This is a genomic window from Saccharopolyspora indica (assembly GCF_027853965.1).
Classification (GTDB): Bacteria; Actinomycetota; Actinomycetes; order Mycobacteriales; family Pseudonocardiaceae; genus Saccharopolyspora; species Saccharopolyspora indica.
The window spans coordinates 184,027-202,948 of sequence record NZ_JAQGLB010000010.1; the positions used below are offsets into that span (position 1 = coordinate 184,027).

The window sequence follows — 18,922 nt, forward strand, 5'->3', positions numbered from 1 at the left end:
GCGTGACCTCCATGAACGAGCGAGACGCGGTGCTGGTCATCGGAGCGACGGGCAATGTGGGGCGGCAGGTCGTGCGGGAACTGGTGACGGCCGGGACACCGGTCCGGGCCCTGACCCGCAACCCCGCGGCCGCGCGGCTGCCGAGCGGCGCGCAGGTCGTCCAGGGCGACCACGCGGACCCGGAGTCCCTGCGCCCGCACCTGGCGGGAGTGCGCTCGGCCTTCCTGGTCTGGCCGCGCCTCGACGACACGGGTGCGGCCCGCGAGCTGGTGGACCTGCTCGCCGAGCACGTCGACCGGATCGTGTTCCTGTCCTCCGCCGCGGTCCGCGACGAGCTCGCCGAGCAGGAGGAACCGATCGGCCGGGCGCACCGGGAGATCGAGCTGGCGATCGAGCGCGCGGGGGTCCGGTGGACCTTCCTGCGGCCGTGGGCGTTCGCCGCGAACGCGCTGGAGTGGGCGGAATCCGCCCGCGCGGGAGACGTCGTGCGCGGTGCGTTCGGCGATCACCCGGTCACCATGATCGACGAGCGGGACATCGCCGCCGTCGCGGTCCGCGCGCTGACCGAGGACGGGCACGCGGGCGCCGCGTACGAGCTGACCGGGCCGGAACTGCTGAGCCCGGTCGAGCGGGTCCGGCTGATCGGCGAGGAGACGGGGGCGGAGCTGCGGTGGGCCGAGCTCTCCGACGAGCAGTGGCAGCAGCGGCTGCTGGCCACGGGCTTCGACGACGAGGCCGCGCGGGCGTTCCGCGAGAACTTCCGGGCATCGCTGGGCACCCCGCAGCCGGTCACCGACGCGGTGCGGGAGATCACCGGGCGGCCGGCCCGCACCTTCCGCGACTGGCTGCGCTGGCGCGCGGCCGAGTTCACCGACCCGCTGCCCGAGGTCGGTGCCCCGGACGCGGGTGTGGTGCTGATGAGCACCTGGACGCTGGACGCCCCGCAGCACCAGCGCGCGGCGGCCGACGCGGTGCTGGAAGCGTGGGCGGAGGGAACGTGGCCGCCCGGACTGCTGCGGCACAGCGTTCTCCTCGGCGCGGACGGTGCAACGGTCCTGCACTACTCGCAGTGGACGGACGAGGCGGCGGTGGCCGCGTTCCGCGAAGCCGATCGGCCGGAGCGCGTCGAGCGCATCGACGACGAGGTTCCCGGCATCCGCCGCAACGGCGTCACCGACTACCGGTTGTACCGCAGCAGGGTCGACGGTGCTTCCCACCGCCCGGGTTGCGTGGTCGTGGTGTCCTTCCGCACCGACACCGCGGAGACCGGACGGGCCTTCGTGGACGAGCTGCTGTCCTGGCAGGCGGGCGAACTGCCCGAAGGCGCGGTCGGCGGGATGTCCTCGAACCACTTCCACGTCGGCGTCGAGGGCACCAGCGTCGTCAACTACGCGGAGTTCGCCGACGAAGCCGCGCACCAGGCGGTGGTGGACGGCATGCTCGGCGCCGACGACTTCGTGCCCCGGCTGATCGAGAGCACCCCGGGCCTCACCGGCCTCGGCTTCCAGCGCTTCGTCCCCTACCGGGGCCTCACCCGCGGCTGACAGCGGTGCTGCCGATGAGGTGATGTTGCCGTGCTGCCCGCCGGATTGGTGCGGAATGAAGCACCGTGCGGAGCGTCGCGACGATCACCGGCAGGAGAGCGGAACGGCGCCCTGTGCTCCTGCTGCTCGCGCTCTCCGCGTGCTCGGCGCGATCCTCGCTGCGGCGACGCGGTCGCCCTTGAACTGCGCGAGCGGTGAGATCTTGCTGGAGCTGCGGGCCTTCCCCCCTTTGCTGCCCTTGTCGTCTGGGTCACACGGAGTGGAACCTGACATCAATGTCATGGAATAGCGTCGCACCGTCCTCGAGCCGACCGCCGGTGGAGGACGGTGAAGGAGGCCTCCGCGATGGGAAGAGCATTGGGGTACCGGACCTTCGGCGCTGCCGACGTCCAGGAGTTCTTCGAGCGGCCGGATCCCTCGCCCGGTCCCGCCGAGGTCCTCATCCGCGTCGCGGCCGCGGGGGTGAACCCGCTCGATCACCTGCTGCGGTCCGGGCACGTCCGCGAGCTGAACGGTCACGTGCCCTTTCCCCAGGTGATGGGGATGGAAGCAGCCGGAGCGGTGCTCGCGGTCGGTGACGAGGTGACCGGCCTGGCCGTCGGCGACCGGGTCACCGGGTTCGCGCTGACCGGTGCGGGCACGTACGCGGCGACGACTCTGCTGCTCGGCGAGTCCACCGCCCGCATCCCCGACGCCCTGCCGGAGACCTGGGCGGCGACCATCCCCGTCGCGGGCACCACCGCGCTGGACGTGCTCGACCAGCTCGACCTGCCCGCTGGTGCGTCGCTGCTGGTGAACGGGATCGGCGGTGGCGTCGGCATCGCGCTGGCCCAGCTCGCGCGGGACCGGGGCCTGGTCGTGGTCGGCACGGGCAGCACGGCCAAGCGGGAGCTCGCGACGACGACCGGCGCGACCTTCGTCGACTACACCACCGGCGACGTCGCGGACCGCCTCCGCGCGCACGCCCCGGACGGCTTCGACGCAGTCGTCGACACCGTCGGCGGCGAGTCCCTGCGCGGCATCGCCCCGCTGGGGGCGAAGCCGGACGCGCTCGTCTCCGTCGGGGACCCGTCGGTGACCGAGCTCGGCGGCGCGCCGGTCCACCGCCGCCTCGACCGGGCGAGCCTCGAACGCGTCGCCGAGCTGATGACCACCGGGCGCCTCGATCCGCACATCGCGCAGACCTACCCGCTCGCGCGGGCGCAGGAGGCGCTGGCGCTCGTCGAATCCCGCCACGCCACCGGAAAGATCGTCATCGACATGAGCCGCTGACCGCGCTCAGCCCGCGCCGCGATCACCCCGGCGCAGGCCGATCTGGTGCCGGACGTTCGCCGCGATCAGCTCGTCGAGGGCGTCCCGGGTCTCGACGAGCCGGGCGATGTCGGCGGTCAGCCGGTCGCGTTCGCCGACCATCGTGGTGAAGGCATCCTCGGTGACGTCCGCGGTGCCGCTGTCCACGCAGGGCAGCACCCGGGCGATCACCTTGCTGCTCAGCCCGGCGTCGAACAACCGCCGGATGATCTCGACCCGCGCGACCTCCGTCGCCGCGTAGAGCCGCTGCCCACCCGCGGACCGCGTGCTGTGCACCAGGCCCTGCTGCTCGTAGTACCGCAGCGAGCGGGCGCTGACCCCGGTCTGCCGGGCCAGTTCACCGATCCGCATGGTCGGGGCGAGCGACGTGGTGGTCATGAAGCGCCCGCCTCGCGCGCTGACAGGTATCGCACCCCACCACCTTAGCCCCGAAGCGCAGAACGCGGAGAAAGCCGGATTCCGGTGCACGCGGCGTTCGGCGCGACCAGATCAATCCATTGTGGAACATGCGAGGAGTCAGGCGTGTTCGGCGCAGAGGCAGGCCACTCCCTTCTCGATCCACTCCTGGCCCGTCCAGTCCGGGTGTCGTTCGAGCATCAGGGCTTCGACCTCGGCGGCGATGGTCTCCTCGCCGACCGCCGAGTCCCGGCGGGCCCAGGTCTCGTCGCGGAGGAGCTCCAGGTAGTCGCGGACGTCGGTGAGCACCTGGGGGCCGGAGGTTTCGCCGTGGCCGGGGACGACCAGGGCCGGGGCGGTGTCGATCAGGCGGTGCATCACCTCGATCCAGCGGAGGCCGGAGACGTCGGTGTCGTGCGGCGGGAACCACGGGAAGATCGAGAACTGGCCCGCTTCGACCAGGTCGCCGGCGAACAGGACGCCGGCGTCGGGAACCGTCACCACCTGGTCGCCCTTGCTGTGCGCGCGCCCGGTGGCTCGCAGCTGCACGATCCGGCCGCCCAGGTCGAGATCCCGGGCGTCGGGGTAGATCTCGTCCGGCGCGACCAGCTCGACGCCCTCCAGTTCGCGCTCGACCGGGCCGCCGAAGCCGCGGAACATCTCCAGGTAGCCCGGCCCCTTGTGCGCGAGGTCCGCGGCCTGCGCGCTGTTGGCGAGGTAGGTCGCAACACCGGCGAAGACCTGGGCGCCGAACGCGTGCTCGGGGTGGAAGTGCGTCGTCGTCAGGTACAGCCTGCGGCCCTCGGCGTACTCGGCGGCGAAGGCGAGGACCTTCTCGGCGTTGCGCGGTCCCATCCCCGTGTCGACGACCAGCACCGAGTGGCTGCCGCCGATGATGCCGATGTTGGGCACGAGCTCGACGCCGCGGTCGGGGATCACGAGCAGGTCGGGCGCCAGTTCGCGGGCGTTGCCGGGCTCGACGATCGGTTCGCGGAAGAGCGATTCGGAAGCCATGGGGCGAGTGTCCTTTCGATCAGCGTCCTGCGTCCAACACGTCCGGCTCATGCCGTCGGGTTCGCCGTGCCGTTGAGCATCGCTGCTGCGAGTTCCGTCCGGGAGCGGTAGCCGGTCTTGCTGAAGAACCTGGTCAGGCGGCCTTCCACGCTCTTCTCGCTGGTGCCCAGGACGGTGGCCAGCTGGGAGTTGGTCAGGCCTTCGGTGATCAGGGCGGCCAGCAGGCGCTCGTTCTCGGCCACGGTCGCGCTGCGGCCGGGCACCGTCATGTTCCGGGCTCGCATCAGCTTGCGCAGTCGTGCGCGCGGGATCAGCGCGTCCAGCTCGCCGAACATCTCGTACGCCGCGTGGGCGAGCTTCTGCTTCCCGGCAACGGATTCGGCGACCGCGGCGAGGGTGGTGGCGAGTTCGAACGGGCGGTTGCGGGCCTCGGCGAGCTCGATGGCCTCCGCCGCGGTGCGCGGATCCGGCTGGAGCAGCAGCCGCGCGAGCAGCGCGTTGAGCCGTGCGCCGGTGGTGCCCAGCTGTTCCGCGAGCTCCTGGACCCGCTTGGCGCACTCCCGCGCCGCGGCCGCGGTTCCGGTCTGCGACTCGAATTCGGCCAGCCGCAGCCACAGTTCGCCGGTGCCCGCGGTGATCCCGTTCTCGGTCGCGAAGCGGAGCCCGTCCTCGATGAGCGCCTTCGCCCGCTGGGTCGCGCCGAGCGTCGTTTCGAGCTCCGCCTCCGGGACCGCCAGCAGGTGCGGCAGCAGGAGGTGCTGGCGGCGGGCGTCGTCGAGGACCGTGCGCGCGCGGTTCAGCTGGCCGCGGGCGGTGAGGATTCCCGCCATCTCCCGGTACGTCGCGGTTCGCTCGGGGCCGTGGACGTGGGCCGATGCCGCGGCGAGGTCGGCTCGGGCGAGGTCCAGGGCCTCGTCCCACCGGCCCGCGAAGCTGGCGCCGATCGCGGTCGAGGGTTCGGGAACGTCCAGCCAGTCCGCGAGCGAGAGGGTGCGCCGCAGCACCTCGGAGGCAGCCTCCGGCGCGTTGTCGTCCTGCCGGCGGTTGAGCATGCGCAGCGCCGCAGCGCGGATGACCGTCCGGTTCTCCTCACCGCCCGGGATCGACCGCCAGCCGTGCTCCGCGAGCTCCTGCAAGGTGGCCGTGGCGCCGCTGCCCGCCAGGCCCACCACGTGGATGATCTGCAGGTCCTGCAAGGAATCCGGCGGGAGCTGGTCGGCGAGGTTGCGGAGCACGACCTCGGCGGACTGGAGGGCGGAGCCGAAGCGCTGGTGCCGCGCGCACGTCACGGCGTGCTGGTGCAGTGCCGCGGCGCGCCGGGCTGGGTCGGTGAGCAGCCTGGCCGCCGTCCACAGCCAGCGGTCGGCGAGCTCGCCGTTGCCGGTGCGGGCCGCCGCCGACAGCAGGTCCGCCGCGGCGCGTTCCCGGTCCGCCGGTGTGCCCGCGTCCACGAGCCGTTCCGGGAGGTAGTCGGGGGACTGGCAGGTCGCGGTGCCCGCCCGGAGCGCGTTCACCGCGAGCTGTGCGATCAGCTGTCTTTCGAACGGGCCGAGGCAGGCGGTGAGCAGGTCGGCGAGCACGGGTGCGCGGAACCGCCAGCTGCCCGCCGGTCGTCCGGGCAGCACCACGCCTGCCTCGCGCAGCTCGTGCAGCGCTTCCCCGACCGCCTCCTCCTCGATGCCGACGGCCTCGGCGATCAGCGCCGGGGCGGCGCTGCCCAGCGGATGCAGCACCGCCAGCGCCTTGACCACGTGCCAGGCCGGGTCCAGGTCGGCGAAGACGGGGTGGGTGGCCGGGAGTTCGGCCGCGCTGCGGACCAGGTGGGCCTGCTGGTCGACGATCCGCAGGCCGCCCGCCCGCTGGTAGCCCTCGACGGCGGCGCGCACGACCGCGGGAATTCCCGCGCAGGCATTGCGGATCGACGTCGCCAGGCCGGGCGCGGGCCTGGCCCGGAGCAGGTCGGTGAGCAGCTGCTCCACCGCCGACGCCGACAGCGGGCGGAGGCGCTCCTCGTGCACCAGCGCAGCCGCATCGGCGTCGAGCGCTCGGGCTGCGCACACGAAGGTGACCGGGGAGCCCGCGAGCGCGCTGATCGAGGAGGTCGCAACGGCGCGGGCATCGGCGTCGAGCCGGTGCACGTCGTCGAGGAAGACCACCAGGCGGTCGCGCCGCCCGGCCAGGGTGCTCACCACCCGGCTCAACGCGGTGCGCGCGCATTCGTCGCGGGCGAGCGGCAGGCCGAGTCCGTCGGAGAGCCTCGTCACCAGGTCCGGCAGGTCCGATTCCGCGCGGGGGATGCGGATTTCCGCGGTCGCGATTCCGGCTTCGACCAGCTTTTCCCGCACCTGCGACAGAACCGCGCTGCGGCCCATTCCGGTCGGCCCGGTGACCACGACCGCGGGCGCGGCCGGGCGGGCGCAGACGTCGAGCACGCGGGCGACGACGTCGTCGCGGCCGACCGAACGGACACCCGGGCCGGTCGTTCGGGCAGAGGTGCGTGCCGGGTCTGTCGCGGGGGCGGTGACCTGCGGCAGGGTCGGCAGGACGAGTTCGCCGGGCTGGATCGCGGATGCGGGAGTGAGCACGATTCCAGTATTGCCAGCGCTGCCGGAGCAGTTCGTGCGGAAACCGCGACAAGACCATTAAAACTTTCTTTCACGGGTGTTGGCGAATTCGAAAACATTGCCAGGTTCTAAAATCTGTCATTCATGATCCTTGGCGTGGCGACGTGCTGCGCGGAATCGGCGATAGCGTCCGCTCAGCGCTTCTCGGGAAAGCGGTGGCTACGGTGAGGACGGTCGGCATGGGTCGCGAACAGCTGCGGATCAAGGGCAGGGACGGCGCGCTCGCGGTGCTGCGGTCGGCATTGCGCTCCGGGGCGCAGCGCGGCCGGCTGGTGGTCGTGCGCGGTTCCGCCGGGATCGGGCGGACGCGGCTGCTGGAGGAAGTGGGCCGCCGCTGGCGCTCCCACGGCGTCCGGGTGGCCGATGTCCGGGTCGGCGGGCGTGATCGGCACGGCGTCGACGTGGTCGTCGAGGCGCTGCGCCGCGACTTCGACCGGCTGGGCGATCCCGGTCTGATAGACGGGATCAGCGCGCTGGTGCGGTTGTGCGGGTCCGAGGCCGGGTTTCCCGCGGTGGTGGCCGAGCTGGGCCGGGTGTTCGGCCGGATCGGCGGCCTCGGCCCGACCGCGGTGCTCGTCGACGACGTGCTGGGGATCGCCGATCCCGCGGCGCTGCTGCTCGCCGCGCGGCGCCCGGGCTGCCTGCTGGTGGCGTCGGTGCGCGCGGACGCCGAGCCCGCCAGGGCCGCGGAACTGCTCGAGATGGCCGATGAAGTGCTGGACCTGGAACCGCTGACCGACGAGGACGTCGCGGCGGTGGCCGAACTGGACGCGGACGCCCACCGGGCCCTGCGCACGGCGCTGGGCGAGCTGCACGGCAACCCCGGCACGGTTCTGGCCACCCTGGACCTGCTGCGCGAACAGGGGCGGCTCGTCGAAGCGGGCGACGGCCTGCACGCCCTGACCGACCCGGATTCGCCCATCGCGCTGCCCGGCGACCACGATCTGCTGCGCCGGGCCCGCGGCCTCGGTGAGCTCGCCACTCGCCTGCTCGCCGCGGTCGACGGCGGGCTGGACGTCGACGATCTCCGGTCGGTCGCGGCGGATCTGGGCTGCGACGTCGTCGAGTGCGGGCGGATGGTGGACCGGCTGGTCGCGAACGGGCTGCTGGTGGGGGATCCGTGGGGGCAGCTGCACTGCGCCTGCCCGGCGCTGACCGCCGCCGTCGTCCCGCTGCGGCGGCTGCCGGTCGGGCGGAACGCGGCCCGGACACCGTCCGAAGTGGACACAATGGTCGTCTCGTTCGCGCGGCCCGCGCCGGTCGGCGAGCACCGGCGCTCGCGGAGCTGGTCCGCCACCGAGGAGCGGATCGTCGAGCTGATCAGCACCGGGCGCACCAACCGGCAGATCGGCACGGTGCTCGGGCTGAGCGAGAAGACCGTGGAGAGCCACGTGACCCGCCTGCTGGCCAAGTCGGGATGCCGGTCCCGCGTGGGCCTGGTGGTGACGGCGAACCGCAGGCGCGGCGCGTCGCTCGGCATCCCGGCGGCGTGATCAACCCAGGCTGTAGCCGTACTTGTCCGCGGCGGCGGCCATCGCTGCCACGTCCGCGTCGTTGAGCGGCGGTCCCACCGCTCCGCGCTCGCCGGGCGTGCCGATCTCGGTGAACAGCCCTTCCACCCCGGCCGGGGTGTACATGAAGTACATGCGCGCGGGCTCGTCCTGGCTGAGGTTCCGGAAGGAGTGCCGGACGCCCTTGGGGATGTAGACGACGTCACCCGGGCCCGCCTCGTACTCCTGGTCGCCCGCGTTGATGACCAGCCGCCCCTCCAGCAGGACGAACGTCTCCGACTCGTTGTGGTGGGCGTGCGGCGGCGGCCCGGCGTTGGCCGGGACGATCGCTTCGAGCATCGAGAACTCGCCGTTGGTCTGCTCCGAGCGCAGCAGCGTCGTGTACGTGTCGCCGACGAGGTGGACGGCCTCGCCGCCGTCGGACGGAACGTGCACGGGGGAGATCTCGGATGACATCGGACGTCCTTCGTGTTGTGGTGTACGCGTTTTCGCGCCGGATGCGGCGAGAGTATGGCTGCCTGAACCACATCGGTGGGCTGCTGCCTCTTGTGCTCCGGAACTCTTCCCGATCGGCTCGCCCCGAACTGGTTTTCCGTTGTCCGAGCGGGCATTCCTCGTTGCCCGAAGGCGCGAGAGACGTGGGTGCTCCGGGGAATCCGGCTAGGCTGCCGGGCGAGTTCACGATGAGGAGCGGTCATTGTCTTCTGAAACCGGTGCCCATCCGCTTCCGCTGCCCCGCGAGCAGGTGTGCCCGTTCGGGCCGGCGCCCGAGGTGGCCGAGATCCGGCGGGACTCGCCGGTGCTGCGGGTGTCCTGCCCGACCGGCATCGACGCCTGGCTGGTCACCCGCTACGCCGATGTCCGGGAGGTGCTCGGTGACCCGGTGCGGTTCAGCTCCCGGCCCGGGATCTCCGGTCACGTGCTCGCCAACCAGCCGCCGGACGCCCCGATCGAGGAGGGCGACTTCCACCGGATGGACGGGCCGGAGTACCTGCGCTACCGGCGGGTCGTCGCACCCGCCATCACCGCGGTCAAGCGCACGGAGCTGTTCCGGCCGGTCGTGCAGCGCGTCGTGGACGAGCTGCTGGACGCGCTGGAGGCCGGTCCCGTCGACCTGCACGAGGAGTTCGCCGGGCCGCTGGCCTCATCGGTCATCGCCGAGCTGCTGGACGTCCCGCACGAGGACCGCTCCTTCTTCTGCGACCTCGCCAGGGCGCTGTTCGACGGCACCACCGACGTCGCCGAGCTGGACGCGGTGCGGCTCCCGCTGTTCGGATACCTGCACGAGCTGGTGGCCCAGCGCGTGCGGGAGCCCGGCGACGACGTGATCAGCGTGCTCGCGGCCAAGGCGCGGGCCGCGACTCGCCCGTTCACCGAGCTCGAGCTGCTGAAGATCGCGGCCGGGCTGCTGGCGGCCGGTTTCGACACGACCGCGAGCACCATCACCTACGGCGTCCTGGCGCTGTTGCGCCATCCCGATCAGTTCGCCCTGCTGCGCGAGGACCCGTCGCTGGCGCCGGGCGCGACCGAGGAGCTCCTGCGGCTGCTCACGGGTGGTTCCGGTGTGCTGCGGGTCGCGACCGTGGACACCGAGCTGGCCGGTACGCCCATCGCCGCAGGCGACTACGTCGTCGCCGCGGCGCAAGCGGCCGACCACGATCCGGAGCAGTTCGCCGATCCGGGCCGGCTGGACATCACCAGGCCGCGCGGCCCGCACCTGGCCTTCGGCCACGGGCCGCACCAGTGCCCCGGTCAGCACATCGCCCGGCTGGAGCTGACCACCGTGCTGGCCACGCTGCCGCGCCGCATCCCGTCCCTGCGGCTGGCGGTGCCGTTCGAGGAGATCGAGTTCCGCGCGGAGACCGTCGTGTTCGGGCCGAGGAGGCTGCCGGTCACCTGGGACGAGGTCCTGCCTGCGGAACAGCCGCGCTTTTGAGCGCGGCTCCGCGTCCCCGTCCGGTGATCAGTCCTCAGTGGAGAATGCGGGCGCCGTCGAGCCATCTCGTGGCTCGACGGTGCCCTTCACCTGGTCGAGGTGCGCGGAGTCGCGCCTGGGATCAGAACGGCTTGATGCCCGGGCCGTCGGGCGTGTCGATGGTGGCGATGTTCAGCCCGGCGCTCGGGTCGTAGGTGGTGGTGCCGATCAGCTCGTAGTCGTCGGCGTAGAACTCGACCTTCTCGGGCTTGTCGCCGCGGAGGTCGAACTCCAGGCACTGGCCGCTGGGCACGATCACGGTGGTGAGGCCGCCGCGCTCCGGGAACTCCGCCCAGGAGCCGAAGGAGCCCTCCGAGCACAGCGCGAGGACATCGGGAACGGCGGCCTGCGCGGCGCCCGTCGTGGCCATCGTGAGGGTGGCTCCGATCGCGGTGGCGAGCGCCAGTCCGCGACCTGCCCGGCGTCGAACGTTCTCCTGCATTGGACAGTCCTCTCATCCGTTTCGGATTGCGCTTGCCAATCAACCAGGAACGGGACCGAGCGCTCCGGAATCCCGGTGTTCCGGTGACTTTCGGCTCGCTTGATTGCCCGATGCCGCCCTGACCGTGTCCCGGTCGTGAGCAGTGGCTGAGCGTAAGACGTTTCAGAGCGGCCGGGGTTGCTCTTCGGTGACCAATCGAACTCCTGGGCATCCCGGGGTTGCGGTGCGCGTCTTCCGGTCTGAGAAGCGGATCGACCGAAGGAGCAGATCATGACCGCCAAGTTCCGCATCGCTGCCATCGCCGGAGCCGCGTGCGTCGTCGGGGTGGGCGCGGTGACCGCGGGTTCGGTGCTGGCCTCGGGTTCGGCGGTGAGCGCGAGCTCGGCGGTGACCGCGGGCCCGGTGTCGGCCGATCCCACCGAGGTCCCGTGCACCGCCGAGGACGTCACCATCACCGTGACCAAGGACCTCTCGCCGCCCGGGGAGTTCGAGGAGTTCCTGATCAAGTACACCGCGGCCACCCCGGAGACCAGCTGCACGCTGCAGGGCCCGCCGATCAAGGCCGGTCTGTTCACCGAAGCGGGCCCGGTGCCCGGCGTGGTGGTCGAGTCCGACGACGGCATGGGGGATCCGGTCATCGTGGAGGGCTCGATGTTCGGGATCTCGCGGCTCTCGCAGACCACCGGCGATCCGGCCAACCCGGTGATCCCCACCTCGATCGAGCTGACCCTGCCCGGGGTGCCTGCCGGGCAGGAGTCCCGCGAGGTGGCGGCGTGGCCCGCTGATGAGCCGGTCAAGGGTTCCTCGCTGTACGCCACCCAGATCACGCAGAGCGCCGCGGGCTGAGCGGATGAGCCGGGACGTCACCGCCGGGGCGAGCCGCCCCGGCGGTGACGCGCAGTCGAGGAGGGGATCGTGCCTGGCCGTTCAGCATCCGAGTCCGGTGGTGCCTGCCCGCCGCGGCGGGGCAGGCGGGTCCTGGTGGTGGAGGACGACCCGACGGTCGCGCAGGTGATCACCGGCTACCTGGGGCGGGCCGGTTTCGTCCCGGTGGTGGCGGCGGACGGGGTGACCGGGCTGGAGCTGGCGGAGAGCGTGGCGCCGGATCTGGTGGTGCTCGACGTGATGCTCCCGGGGCTCGACGGCATCGGCTTCTGCCGGGAGCTGCGCTCCCGCAGCCGGGTTCCGGTGATCATGGTGACCTCGCTGACCGAGGAGGAGGACCGGCTGCGGGGCCTGGAGGTCGGCGCGGACGACTACCTGACCAAGCCGTTCAGCCCCCGCGAGCTGGTGCTGCGGGTCCAGGCCGTGCTGCGGCGGAGCGACGCGATGCCGCCGCGACCGGCCGGTGGGGTGCTGCGCGCGGGAGATCTGGTGGTGGACCGGGCGGCGCGGGTGGCGACCAAGGGCGGGCGGCCGCTGAACCTGAAGAACAAGGAATTCGAGCTGCTGGTGTTCCTGCTGGGCAATCCCGGCCGGGTGGTGCGGCGGGACGAGCTGATGCGGGCGGTGTGGGCGCAGGAGTTCGGCGATGCCTCGACGGTCACCGTTCACGTCCGGCGGCTGCGGGAGAAGATCGAGGACGATCCGTCGCGACCCGGGATGCTGATGACGGTGTGGGGCGTCGGCTACCGGTTCGACCTGCCGCGGTGAGCGCGGGTGGTGTGGCCGGGACGCATGGGGGAGACGCCCCGGCCACACCACGAGTCTGGACCGTCCCGCGTCGGCGTCGGCCGGTGCGACCGCGGGCGGAGGGTTCTCCTTCACGGACGCCGAATCCGCTGGTGAGCAAGGGGATCCGCGCGCGGTCGGCCGGAGTCTCCGCCGTTGCGCGGACAACGCGCCCGAACTCTGGTGTACTCTTTCACTAGTTATCTAGTTAAATGATGATGTGGAAGGGTGATCATGAGTTCGGGACAGGTGCCCGCGGTGCGGGCGCACCAGCTGACCAAGAGGTACCGCCGCGGGTGGGCGCTGCGCGGGTGTTCGCTGTCGTTGCCCCAGGGCCGGGTGGTCGCGCTGGTCGGTCACAACGGGGCGGGCAAGAGCACGCTGATGGGCCTGATCGCCGGTCTGCTCAAGCCGACCGAAGGCGAGATCGAGGTGTTCGGACGTCGGCCCAGCGGCACCGGTGCGCCGGAGGAAGTCGCCTACGTGGCCCAGCAGAAGCCGCTCTACCCGGGTCTGACGGTGTCGGAGTCGCTGCGCTTCGCCGCGCGGATGAACACCCGCTGGGACCAGGCGTACGCCGAGCGGCTCATCCGCGCGGCGGAGGTGCCGTTCGAGGCCAAGGTCGGCAAGCTCTCCGGCGGGCAGCGCACCCGGGTCGCGCTCGTGCTCGCGCTGGGCAAGCGCCCCGGCCTGCTGATGCTCGACGAGCCGCTGGCCGAGCTGGACCCGCTGGCCCGGCAGGCGACTCTGCGCACGCTGCAAGAGGAATCGCGGCAGCACGGCATCGGGATCCTGCTGTCCTCGCACGTGCTGGAAGAGCTCGAAGCGGTCTGCGACCACCTGGTGCTGCTGGGCGGCGGCCGGGTGCGGCTGGACGGGTCGGTCGCCGATCTCGTCGCCGGGCACCGCGTGCTGCGGGGAGCCGGGCAGCTGCCCGTCGCGCCGGGCGAGGTCGTCGACAGCGGGCACTCCGGGCACGAGCAGGTCCTGATCGCCAAGCGGAGCGCTCCGGTGGCAGAACCCGGGTGGCGCGAGCAGGAACCCCGGCTCAACGACATCGCGCTGGCCTACATGCGCAACGACGACGCGGAGGTGGCGGCGTGATCTGGGTCGCCTGGCGCCAGCACCGCGCCCAGCTGATCACCTTGGCGGCTCTGCTGCTGCTCGGCAGCGCGGTGGTGCTGCTGCTGCATTCCAGCATGACCGGCTACATCGACGAGCACGGCTTGCAGGCGTGCACGGTGGACGGGCGAATAGGCGACGACTGCACGCAGGCGCGCAGGGCGTTCCAGGCCGAGTGGATCGATCGGCTCAAAACCGGGCAGGCGGCGCTTCTCGCGCTTCCGGTGGTGCTGGGCCTGTTCTGCGCTGCGCCGCTGTTCGCCCGCGAGATCGAGCACGGCACGCACGTGCTGGCCTTCACCCAGTCCGTCAGCAGGCTCCGCTGGATGATCACCAAGGTGGCGGTGCTGCTGCTGCCGTCCGCGGTGGTCGTGCTGGTGCTCCAGCTGCTGGTCGGCCGGTGGGTGGCGGCCGCCGGGATGCTCGGCACGTTGCGGTACAGCCCGTTGCACTGGCTGAGCTTCGACTCCACCGGGCCGATGCCGGTCGCGCACCTGCTGTTCAGCTTCGCCGCGGGTGCGTTCCTGGGCGTGGTCCTGCGGCGCTCGGTGATGGCGGTGGCCGCCACGTTCGCCGCGCTGATCGCACTGCGGGTCGCGGTGAGCAACGTCGACCTGAACTTCGTGCCGGTGCAGCGCTTGACCACGCCCGACCCGGCGGGCGACGCGAATCCCCGCGATTTCGGGGCCATGGTGCTGGACTCCGGTTTCCTCGGCGAGGACGGGCAACCGCTGAACCCGGAACCGCTGGACGTGTACGCCTGCCCGACGCCGCCGGACGGGTCTGCCACCGACTTCGGTGCCTGCTACGCGGCGAAGGGCCTGACCGGGAGGTTCGCCGACGTGATCCACCCGTCGGTGGCGCCGGGGCTTCAGCTGGCCGAGTTCGCCGCGTTCGGCATCGCCGCGGTCCTGCTGCTGGTGGGGACGGCGTGGGCGCTGCGACGGCAGCACTGATCCGCCGGGTGCCGCTTCGCGCACGCGGCAAGAGGAACAACGCGCTGGCCTACATGCGCAACGACGACGAGGTGGAGGTGGCGGCGTGATCTGGGTCGCCTGGCGGCAGCACCGTGCCCAGTTGACAACCCTGGCAGCTCTGCTGCTGCTCGGTGGTGCGGCGGTGCTGGTGCTGCACTCCAGCATGACGGGCTACATCGAGGCACACGGCTTGCAGGCGTGCGCGGCGGGCCGCGAGCTGGCCGACGGCTGCGGGACGCCGCAAGCGCGGGCCGACTTCCGGAAGGGGTGGTCCGGTCTGCTGATGGCGGGGAAGGTGGTGGTCCTCGCGCTTCCGGTGGTGCTGGGCGTGTTCTGCGCTGCGCCGCTGTTCGCCCGCGAGATCGAGCACGGCACGCACGTGCTGGCCTTCACCCAGTCCGTCAGCAGGTTCCAGTGGATGATCACCAAGGTGGCGGTGCTGCTGCTGCCGTCCGCGGTGGTCGTGGTGGTGCTCCAGTTCCTGGTGGAGCGGTGGGCCTCGGCCGCCGGGGACCTCGGTTCGGTCGTGGGCAACCCGTTCGTCTTCCTGAGCTTCGACACCACCGGGCCGATGCCGGTCGCGCACCTGCTGTTCAGCTTCGCCGCGGGTGCGTTCCTGGGCGTGGTCGCGCGACGTTCGCTGATGGCCATGGCCACCACGTTCGGCGCGCTGATCGCACTGCGCGTCCTGGTGAGCGGCGTCGACATGAAGTTCCTCCCGGTGCAGCGCATGATTTCGCACGATCCGGCCCGGAGCGCGCTGTCCGGTTCGGACGAACTCGTGGTGGTGCGCAACGGTTACCTCGGGCCGGACGGGCGGGACGTGCCCTCCAGCGCGGTGGACCTCAGCGCCTGCGCGCCGAGACCGGGTGTTCCCGAACCGGACATGGGCGCCTGCTACGCGCAGAGCGGCGTGACCGGGCAGTTCGCCGACGTGATCCAGGGGACGGCGGCGCCGGGGCTGCAGCTGGCGGAGTTCGCGGTGTTCGGCTTCGCCGCGGTCTTGCTGCTGGTGGGAACCGCGTGGGCGTTGCAGCGGCAGCACTGATCCGGCGCCGCCGGGTTCCGCGCTCGGATGAGCGGGGAGCACTATGCTGGGCCGTATGATCGAGTTCCGGATCGACCGTCGTTCCGGGGTCTCCACGTACGTCCAGATCATCCAGCAGGTCAAACAGGCCATGCGGCTGGGCCTGCTGGGGCCCGGTGATCGGCTGCCCACCGCGCGCGAGGTGGTGGAGGCGACGGCGGTCAATCCGAACACGGTGCTCAAGGCGTACCGCGAGCTCGAACGAGAAGGGCTGGTCGAGGCCCGGCGCGGGGTGGGAACTTTCGTGACGCGTTCGCTGGCGAGCGAGCTGACCGCCGTCGAAGCGCCGCTGCGGCGCGAACTGGAAGCATGGATGAGCCGCGCGAAAAGCGGTGGGCTGGCCGTGGAGGCGGTCGACGCGCTCTATGCTGCCGTCCGGGACGAGCACTTCCACGTTGAGGGGCCGAACGCACGATGAGCGCGTTGCGCACCACCGGGTTGTCCAAGAGCTACGGCCGGAAGCCGGCGCTGCGGGACTGCACCGTCGACCTGCCCGAGGGAAAGGTGATCGGGCTGGTCGGTTCGAACGGCGGGGGCAAGAGCACCTTCCTGGGGCTGGCGGCCGGACTCGTCCGGCCGTCGGCGGGGGAGGTGCGGGTGTTCGGCGACGAGGTGCGCGGCCGCCTGCACCCGGACGCGGCGTACCTGCCGCAGCACCGCCCGCTGTACAAGGACTTCACCATCGCGGAGATGATCCGGGCGGTGGGCGCGGTGAACGAGCGGTGGTCGTCGGAGCGCGTCGAGGAAGCCCTGGCCGCGCACCCGGAGATGGATCGCGGCAGCCGCGTCAGCTCGTTGTCGCAGGGCATGCGCACTCAGCTCGCGCTCGCGCTGTGCCTGGGCAGGCTGCCGAAGCTGCTGCTGCTCGACGAGCCGATGTCGGATCTCGATCCGCTGGCCCGCGAGGAGTTCCTCCGGCTGCTGCTGGCCGATGTCGCCGAGCGCGGGATGACGGTGGTGCTGTCCTCGCACTCGCTGGGCGAGCTGCGCGACGTGTGCGACCACCTCATGCTGCTGCACCTCGGCGAGGTGCTGCTCACCGGTGACGTCGAGGAGCTCCTCGACGACCACCTGGACGTCATCGGCCCCGCCGACGACGGATCGTCGATCACCGGAACGGTGATCCACACGCGGCGGACGGGACGGCAGCAGCGCTCGCTGGTCCGCGCTCCCGGCTCGCTCGCGGCGGGCTGGGAAGGACGGCGGCCGGAGCTCGAAGGGCTCGTGACCGACTACCTGCGGGCCAGGCGGACCAGCGGCTGACCGCTCCGCCGCGCCCGTTGCTGGGGGAAAACCCGCTGCACTGAGGACTTTCCGCACGCTGATCCGCACCGCGGAGGCAAGTGCGCGAACGCCCGGCCGCGCGCTGCGCACGTGAGGGGAAACCCGCTCCCGCAGGTGGAATCCCGTTCGACCGGCCTCCGCCGGGGCAGGCTGGGGCGAGGGTCGCGCCCGGACCGGGTGCGTGCGGCCTCGTAGCTCGGAGGATGGACGCGGATGAACCAGGCTGAACCGGCGGCGCACCAAGTCCGGCCGCGGGCCGCGGAGAAGCCGGTGGAGCGGATTCGGGTGGCGGTGTGGGCCGCGGACCCGATCACGCTCAACGGCCTGACCCAGACGCTGATGGGCCGCGTCGAGGTCTTCGTGGCGACCGGCGAGCTCGCCGAAGACGTCGACGTGCTGGTCTTCGCCGCGGACCGGGTCACGACCGAGGTGGTGGCGGCGATGCGGCGGGCCGGGTCGACCGCACCGGTGGTGCTGGTGGCCGGTGAGCTGGACCGGTCGCACCTGCTGGGCGTCGTGGAGTGCGGCGTGGTGGCGGTGCTGCACCGCAACGCCGCGACCGAGGAGCGGTTGGTCGGTGCGGTGGCGGTGGCGGCCAACGGTGGCGGGATCCTGCCGCCGAACGTGCTGGGGGACTTGCTGCGGCAGGTGCAGGAACTGCACGAGGAGGTCCTGGCGCCGCGAGGCCTGAACGCGGCCGGGCTGACCCCGCGGGAGATCGACGTGGTGCGGCTGCTGGCGGAGGGGCTGGACACCGAGGAGATCGGCAACCGGCTCTGCTACTCCGAGCGCACCGTGAAGAACATCATCCACGCCATGACCAGCAGGCTGAAGCTGCGCAACCGCTCGCAGCTGGTCGCCCACGGGCTGCGCGCCGGAGTCGTCTGAGCACGTCGGGGCGTGCGCGATCTAGGGGGCTGCCGGTGCTGTTCGTGTCCTCGGGTGATCACCGGTGAACGCGGTGCTGATCGCGCTGGTCGCGATATCGGAGTCGGTGGGCGTCGGACTGCTCGGTGTCGTGGCGCTGCGCCTGCTCCGGCCCCACCCGGTGGGCTTCTCGCTGCTCGCGATCGTCGGCATCACCGTGTGCGCGATGAACACCAGCACCGTCACCGCGGTGCTGCTCGCGCGGTCGGTCGAGGTGTCGCCGGTCGCGCACGTGACGATCAACCTGGTGGCCGGTGCGGTGGCCGTCCTGATCGGACTGCTGCTCGTCCGGGTGGTGCTGGCCGGTCGCCGCCTGCCGGTCGATGTCCCCGGCCGGCCGCCGGACGCGGGACCGACCACCGCCCGCGATGAGCTCGCGGGTTCGCCGCGCGCGGTGGAAGCAGCGCGGCGCTGGCTGGCCGCCTGGGTCTCGCACGACCTGCGCGGCCCGGTGCGCCGGATCCAGGGCGCGATCGAGTCCATCGAGGACGGATCCATCGACGCGATCCCCGCGTGCTGCGAGCAGATCCGCGCCGACACCGAGCAGTTCCTGGACATGGTGGACGATCTGCTGGCGCTCTCCCGGATGCGAGCGGGGGACGGTCGGCTGGAACCGCGCGAGGTGGCTCTCGACGACCTCGTCAGCGACGAGGTGGCCGAGCTCGACGCGCTGGCCGACGAGAACGGCATCCGGCTGCGGGCCGAGGTGGTCGAGCAGGTCCTGGTCCGCGTCGACGACCGGTCGATGACCCGGGTGCTCAGCGAACTGCTGCGGAACGGGATCCGGTGCAGCCCGGCGGGCGCGGTGATCTCCGTCGGGGTGCGGGAGTCCGGCGGTCAGGCGGTGGTGTCGGTGGCCGACGAGTGCGGCGGAATCCCGGAGCGCGACCTCGGATCGGTCTTCGAGGCGGGCTGGAGCGCCGCGGGCCTCGGGCTGGCCATCGCGCAGGAGATCGTGCGCGCCCACGACGGCGGTATCTCGGTGCGAAACGTCTCCGGCGGCTGCCGCTTCGAAGTCCGGCTCCCGCTTCCCTAGA

18 protein-coding genes are annotated in these 18,922 nt (G+C 72.0%); 13 read left to right on the forward strand and 5 right to left on the reverse strand.

From position 1 onward, the window contains the following. The first annotated feature begins 11 nt into the window (after nucleotides 1-11). Nucleotides 12-1,544, forward strand: a complete 1,533-nt coding sequence (locus OU416_RS22555; protein ID WP_270928999.1) for an SDR family oxidoreductase — start codon at nucleotides 12-14, stop codon at nucleotides 1,542-1,544. 345 nt (nucleotides 1,545-1,889) lie between these two features. Then, nucleotides 1,890-2,816, forward strand: coding sequence for an NADP-dependent oxidoreductase (locus OU416_RS22560; RefSeq protein WP_270929000.1), 927 nt, complete (start codon nucleotides 1,890-1,892; stop codon nucleotides 2,814-2,816). Between the two features lie 6 nt (nucleotides 2,817-2,822). Here the strand turns inward: OU416_RS22560 and OU416_RS22565 are convergent, their stop codons facing one another. The 3 genes from OU416_RS22565 to OU416_RS22575 form a co-directional block, all read right to left on the reverse strand. After that, nucleotides 2,823-3,233, reverse strand: coding sequence for a MerR family transcriptional regulator (locus tag OU416_RS22565; RefSeq protein ID WP_372907278.1), 411 nt, complete (start codon nucleotides 3,231-3,233; stop codon nucleotides 2,823-2,825). 138 nt (nucleotides 3,234-3,371) lie between these two features. Continuing rightward, on the reverse strand, nucleotides 3,372-4,265 hold the full coding sequence (locus OU416_RS22570; protein WP_270929001.1) for an MBL fold metallo-hydrolase: 894 nt from the start codon (nucleotides 4,263-4,265) through the stop codon (nucleotides 3,372-3,374). Between the two features lie 47 nt (nucleotides 4,266-4,312). Further along, nucleotides 4,313-6,850: a helix-turn-helix transcriptional regulator gene (locus OU416_RS22575; protein WP_270929002.1), complete on the reverse strand. Its 2,538-nt coding sequence runs from the start codon at nucleotides 6,848-6,850 to the stop codon at nucleotides 4,313-4,315. A gap of 218 nt (nucleotides 6,851-7,068) precedes the next feature. On the opposite strand from OU416_RS22575, the gene OU416_RS22580 reads away from it, so the two are divergent. Beyond that, complete coding sequence (locus OU416_RS22580) at nucleotides 7,069-8,382, forward strand: helix-turn-helix transcriptional regulator (RefSeq protein WP_270929003.1); 1,314 nt, start codon at nucleotides 7,069-7,071, stop codon at nucleotides 8,380-8,382. Here OU416_RS22580 and OU416_RS22585 read toward each other — a convergent pair whose 3' ends face one another. Continuing rightward, the gene (locus OU416_RS22585) at nucleotides 8,383-8,856 is read right to left on the reverse strand and encodes a cupin domain-containing protein (RefSeq protein WP_270929004.1); all 474 of its coding nucleotides are present in this window, start codon (nucleotides 8,854-8,856) and stop codon (nucleotides 8,383-8,385) included. It abuts the gene before it with no gap. Between the two features lie 241 nt (nucleotides 8,857-9,097). On the opposite strand from OU416_RS22585, the gene OU416_RS22590 reads away from it, so the two are divergent. Further along, the gene (locus OU416_RS22590; RefSeq protein WP_270929005.1) at nucleotides 9,098-10,336 is read left to right on the forward strand and encodes a cytochrome P450; all 1,239 of its coding nucleotides are present in this window, start codon (nucleotides 9,098-9,100) and stop codon (nucleotides 10,334-10,336) included. 121 nt (nucleotides 10,337-10,457) lie between these two features. Here the strand turns inward: OU416_RS22590 and OU416_RS22595 are convergent, their stop codons facing one another. Then, on the reverse strand, nucleotides 10,458-10,817 hold the full coding sequence (locus tag OU416_RS22595) for a hypothetical protein (RefSeq protein WP_270929006.1): 360 nt from the start codon (nucleotides 10,815-10,817) through the stop codon (nucleotides 10,458-10,460). Between the two features lie 270 nt (nucleotides 10,818-11,087). Here OU416_RS22595 and OU416_RS22600 point away from each other — a divergent pair, with 270 nt between their 5' ends. The 9 genes from OU416_RS22600 (at nucleotide 11,088) to OU416_RS22640 (ending at nucleotide 18,921) form a co-directional block, all read left to right on the forward strand. Beyond that, complete coding sequence (locus tag OU416_RS22600) at nucleotides 11,088-11,663, forward strand: DUF4232 domain-containing protein (RefSeq protein WP_270929007.1); 576 nt, start codon at nucleotides 11,088-11,090, stop codon at nucleotides 11,661-11,663. A gap of 69 nt (nucleotides 11,664-11,732) precedes the next feature. After that, nucleotides 11,733-12,470 carry a response regulator transcription factor gene (locus tag OU416_RS22605; RefSeq protein ID WP_270929008.1) on the forward strand — a complete coding sequence of 246 codons (738 nt, stop codon included), beginning with the start codon at nucleotides 11,733-11,735 and terminating at the stop codon, nucleotides 12,468-12,470. A gap of 252 nt (nucleotides 12,471-12,722) precedes the next feature. Further along, nucleotides 12,723-13,592, forward strand: a complete 870-nt coding sequence (locus OU416_RS22610) for an ABC transporter ATP-binding protein (protein WP_270929009.1) — start codon at nucleotides 12,723-12,725, stop codon at nucleotides 13,590-13,592. Next, the gene (locus OU416_RS22615; protein WP_270929010.1) at nucleotides 13,589-14,566 is read left to right on the forward strand and encodes a hypothetical protein; all 978 of its coding nucleotides are present in this window, start codon (nucleotides 13,589-13,591) and stop codon (nucleotides 14,564-14,566) included. Before OU416_RS22610 ends, OU416_RS22615 begins: the two co-directional genes overlap by 4 nt. A gap of 121 nt (nucleotides 14,567-14,687) precedes the next feature. Further along, complete coding sequence (locus OU416_RS22620; RefSeq protein ID WP_270929011.1) at nucleotides 14,688-15,635, forward strand: hypothetical protein; 948 nt, start codon at nucleotides 14,688-14,690, stop codon at nucleotides 15,633-15,635. Nucleotides 15,636-15,690: 55 nt separating this feature from the next. Then, nucleotides 15,691-16,092 carry a GntR family transcriptional regulator gene (locus OU416_RS22625; protein ID WP_270929012.1) on the forward strand — a complete coding sequence of 134 codons (402 nt, stop codon included), beginning with the start codon at nucleotides 15,691-15,693 and terminating at the stop codon, nucleotides 16,090-16,092. After that, the gene (locus tag OU416_RS22630) at nucleotides 16,089-16,937 is read left to right on the forward strand and encodes an ABC transporter ATP-binding protein (RefSeq protein WP_270929013.1); all 849 of its coding nucleotides are present in this window, start codon (nucleotides 16,089-16,091) and stop codon (nucleotides 16,935-16,937) included. The genes OU416_RS22625 and OU416_RS22630 overlap by 4 nt, the downstream gene beginning before the upstream one ends. A gap of 234 nt (nucleotides 16,938-17,171) precedes the next feature. Beyond that, nucleotides 17,172-17,846, forward strand: a complete 675-nt coding sequence (locus tag OU416_RS22635) for a helix-turn-helix transcriptional regulator (RefSeq protein ID WP_333779648.1) — start codon at nucleotides 17,172-17,174, stop codon at nucleotides 17,844-17,846. Between the two features lie 64 nt (nucleotides 17,847-17,910). Beyond that, nucleotides 17,911-18,921, forward strand: a complete 1,011-nt coding sequence (locus OU416_RS22640) for a sensor histidine kinase (RefSeq protein ID WP_270929014.1) — start codon at nucleotides 17,911-17,913, stop codon at nucleotides 18,919-18,921. The last annotated feature ends 1 nt before the right edge of the window (nucleotide 18,922 follow it).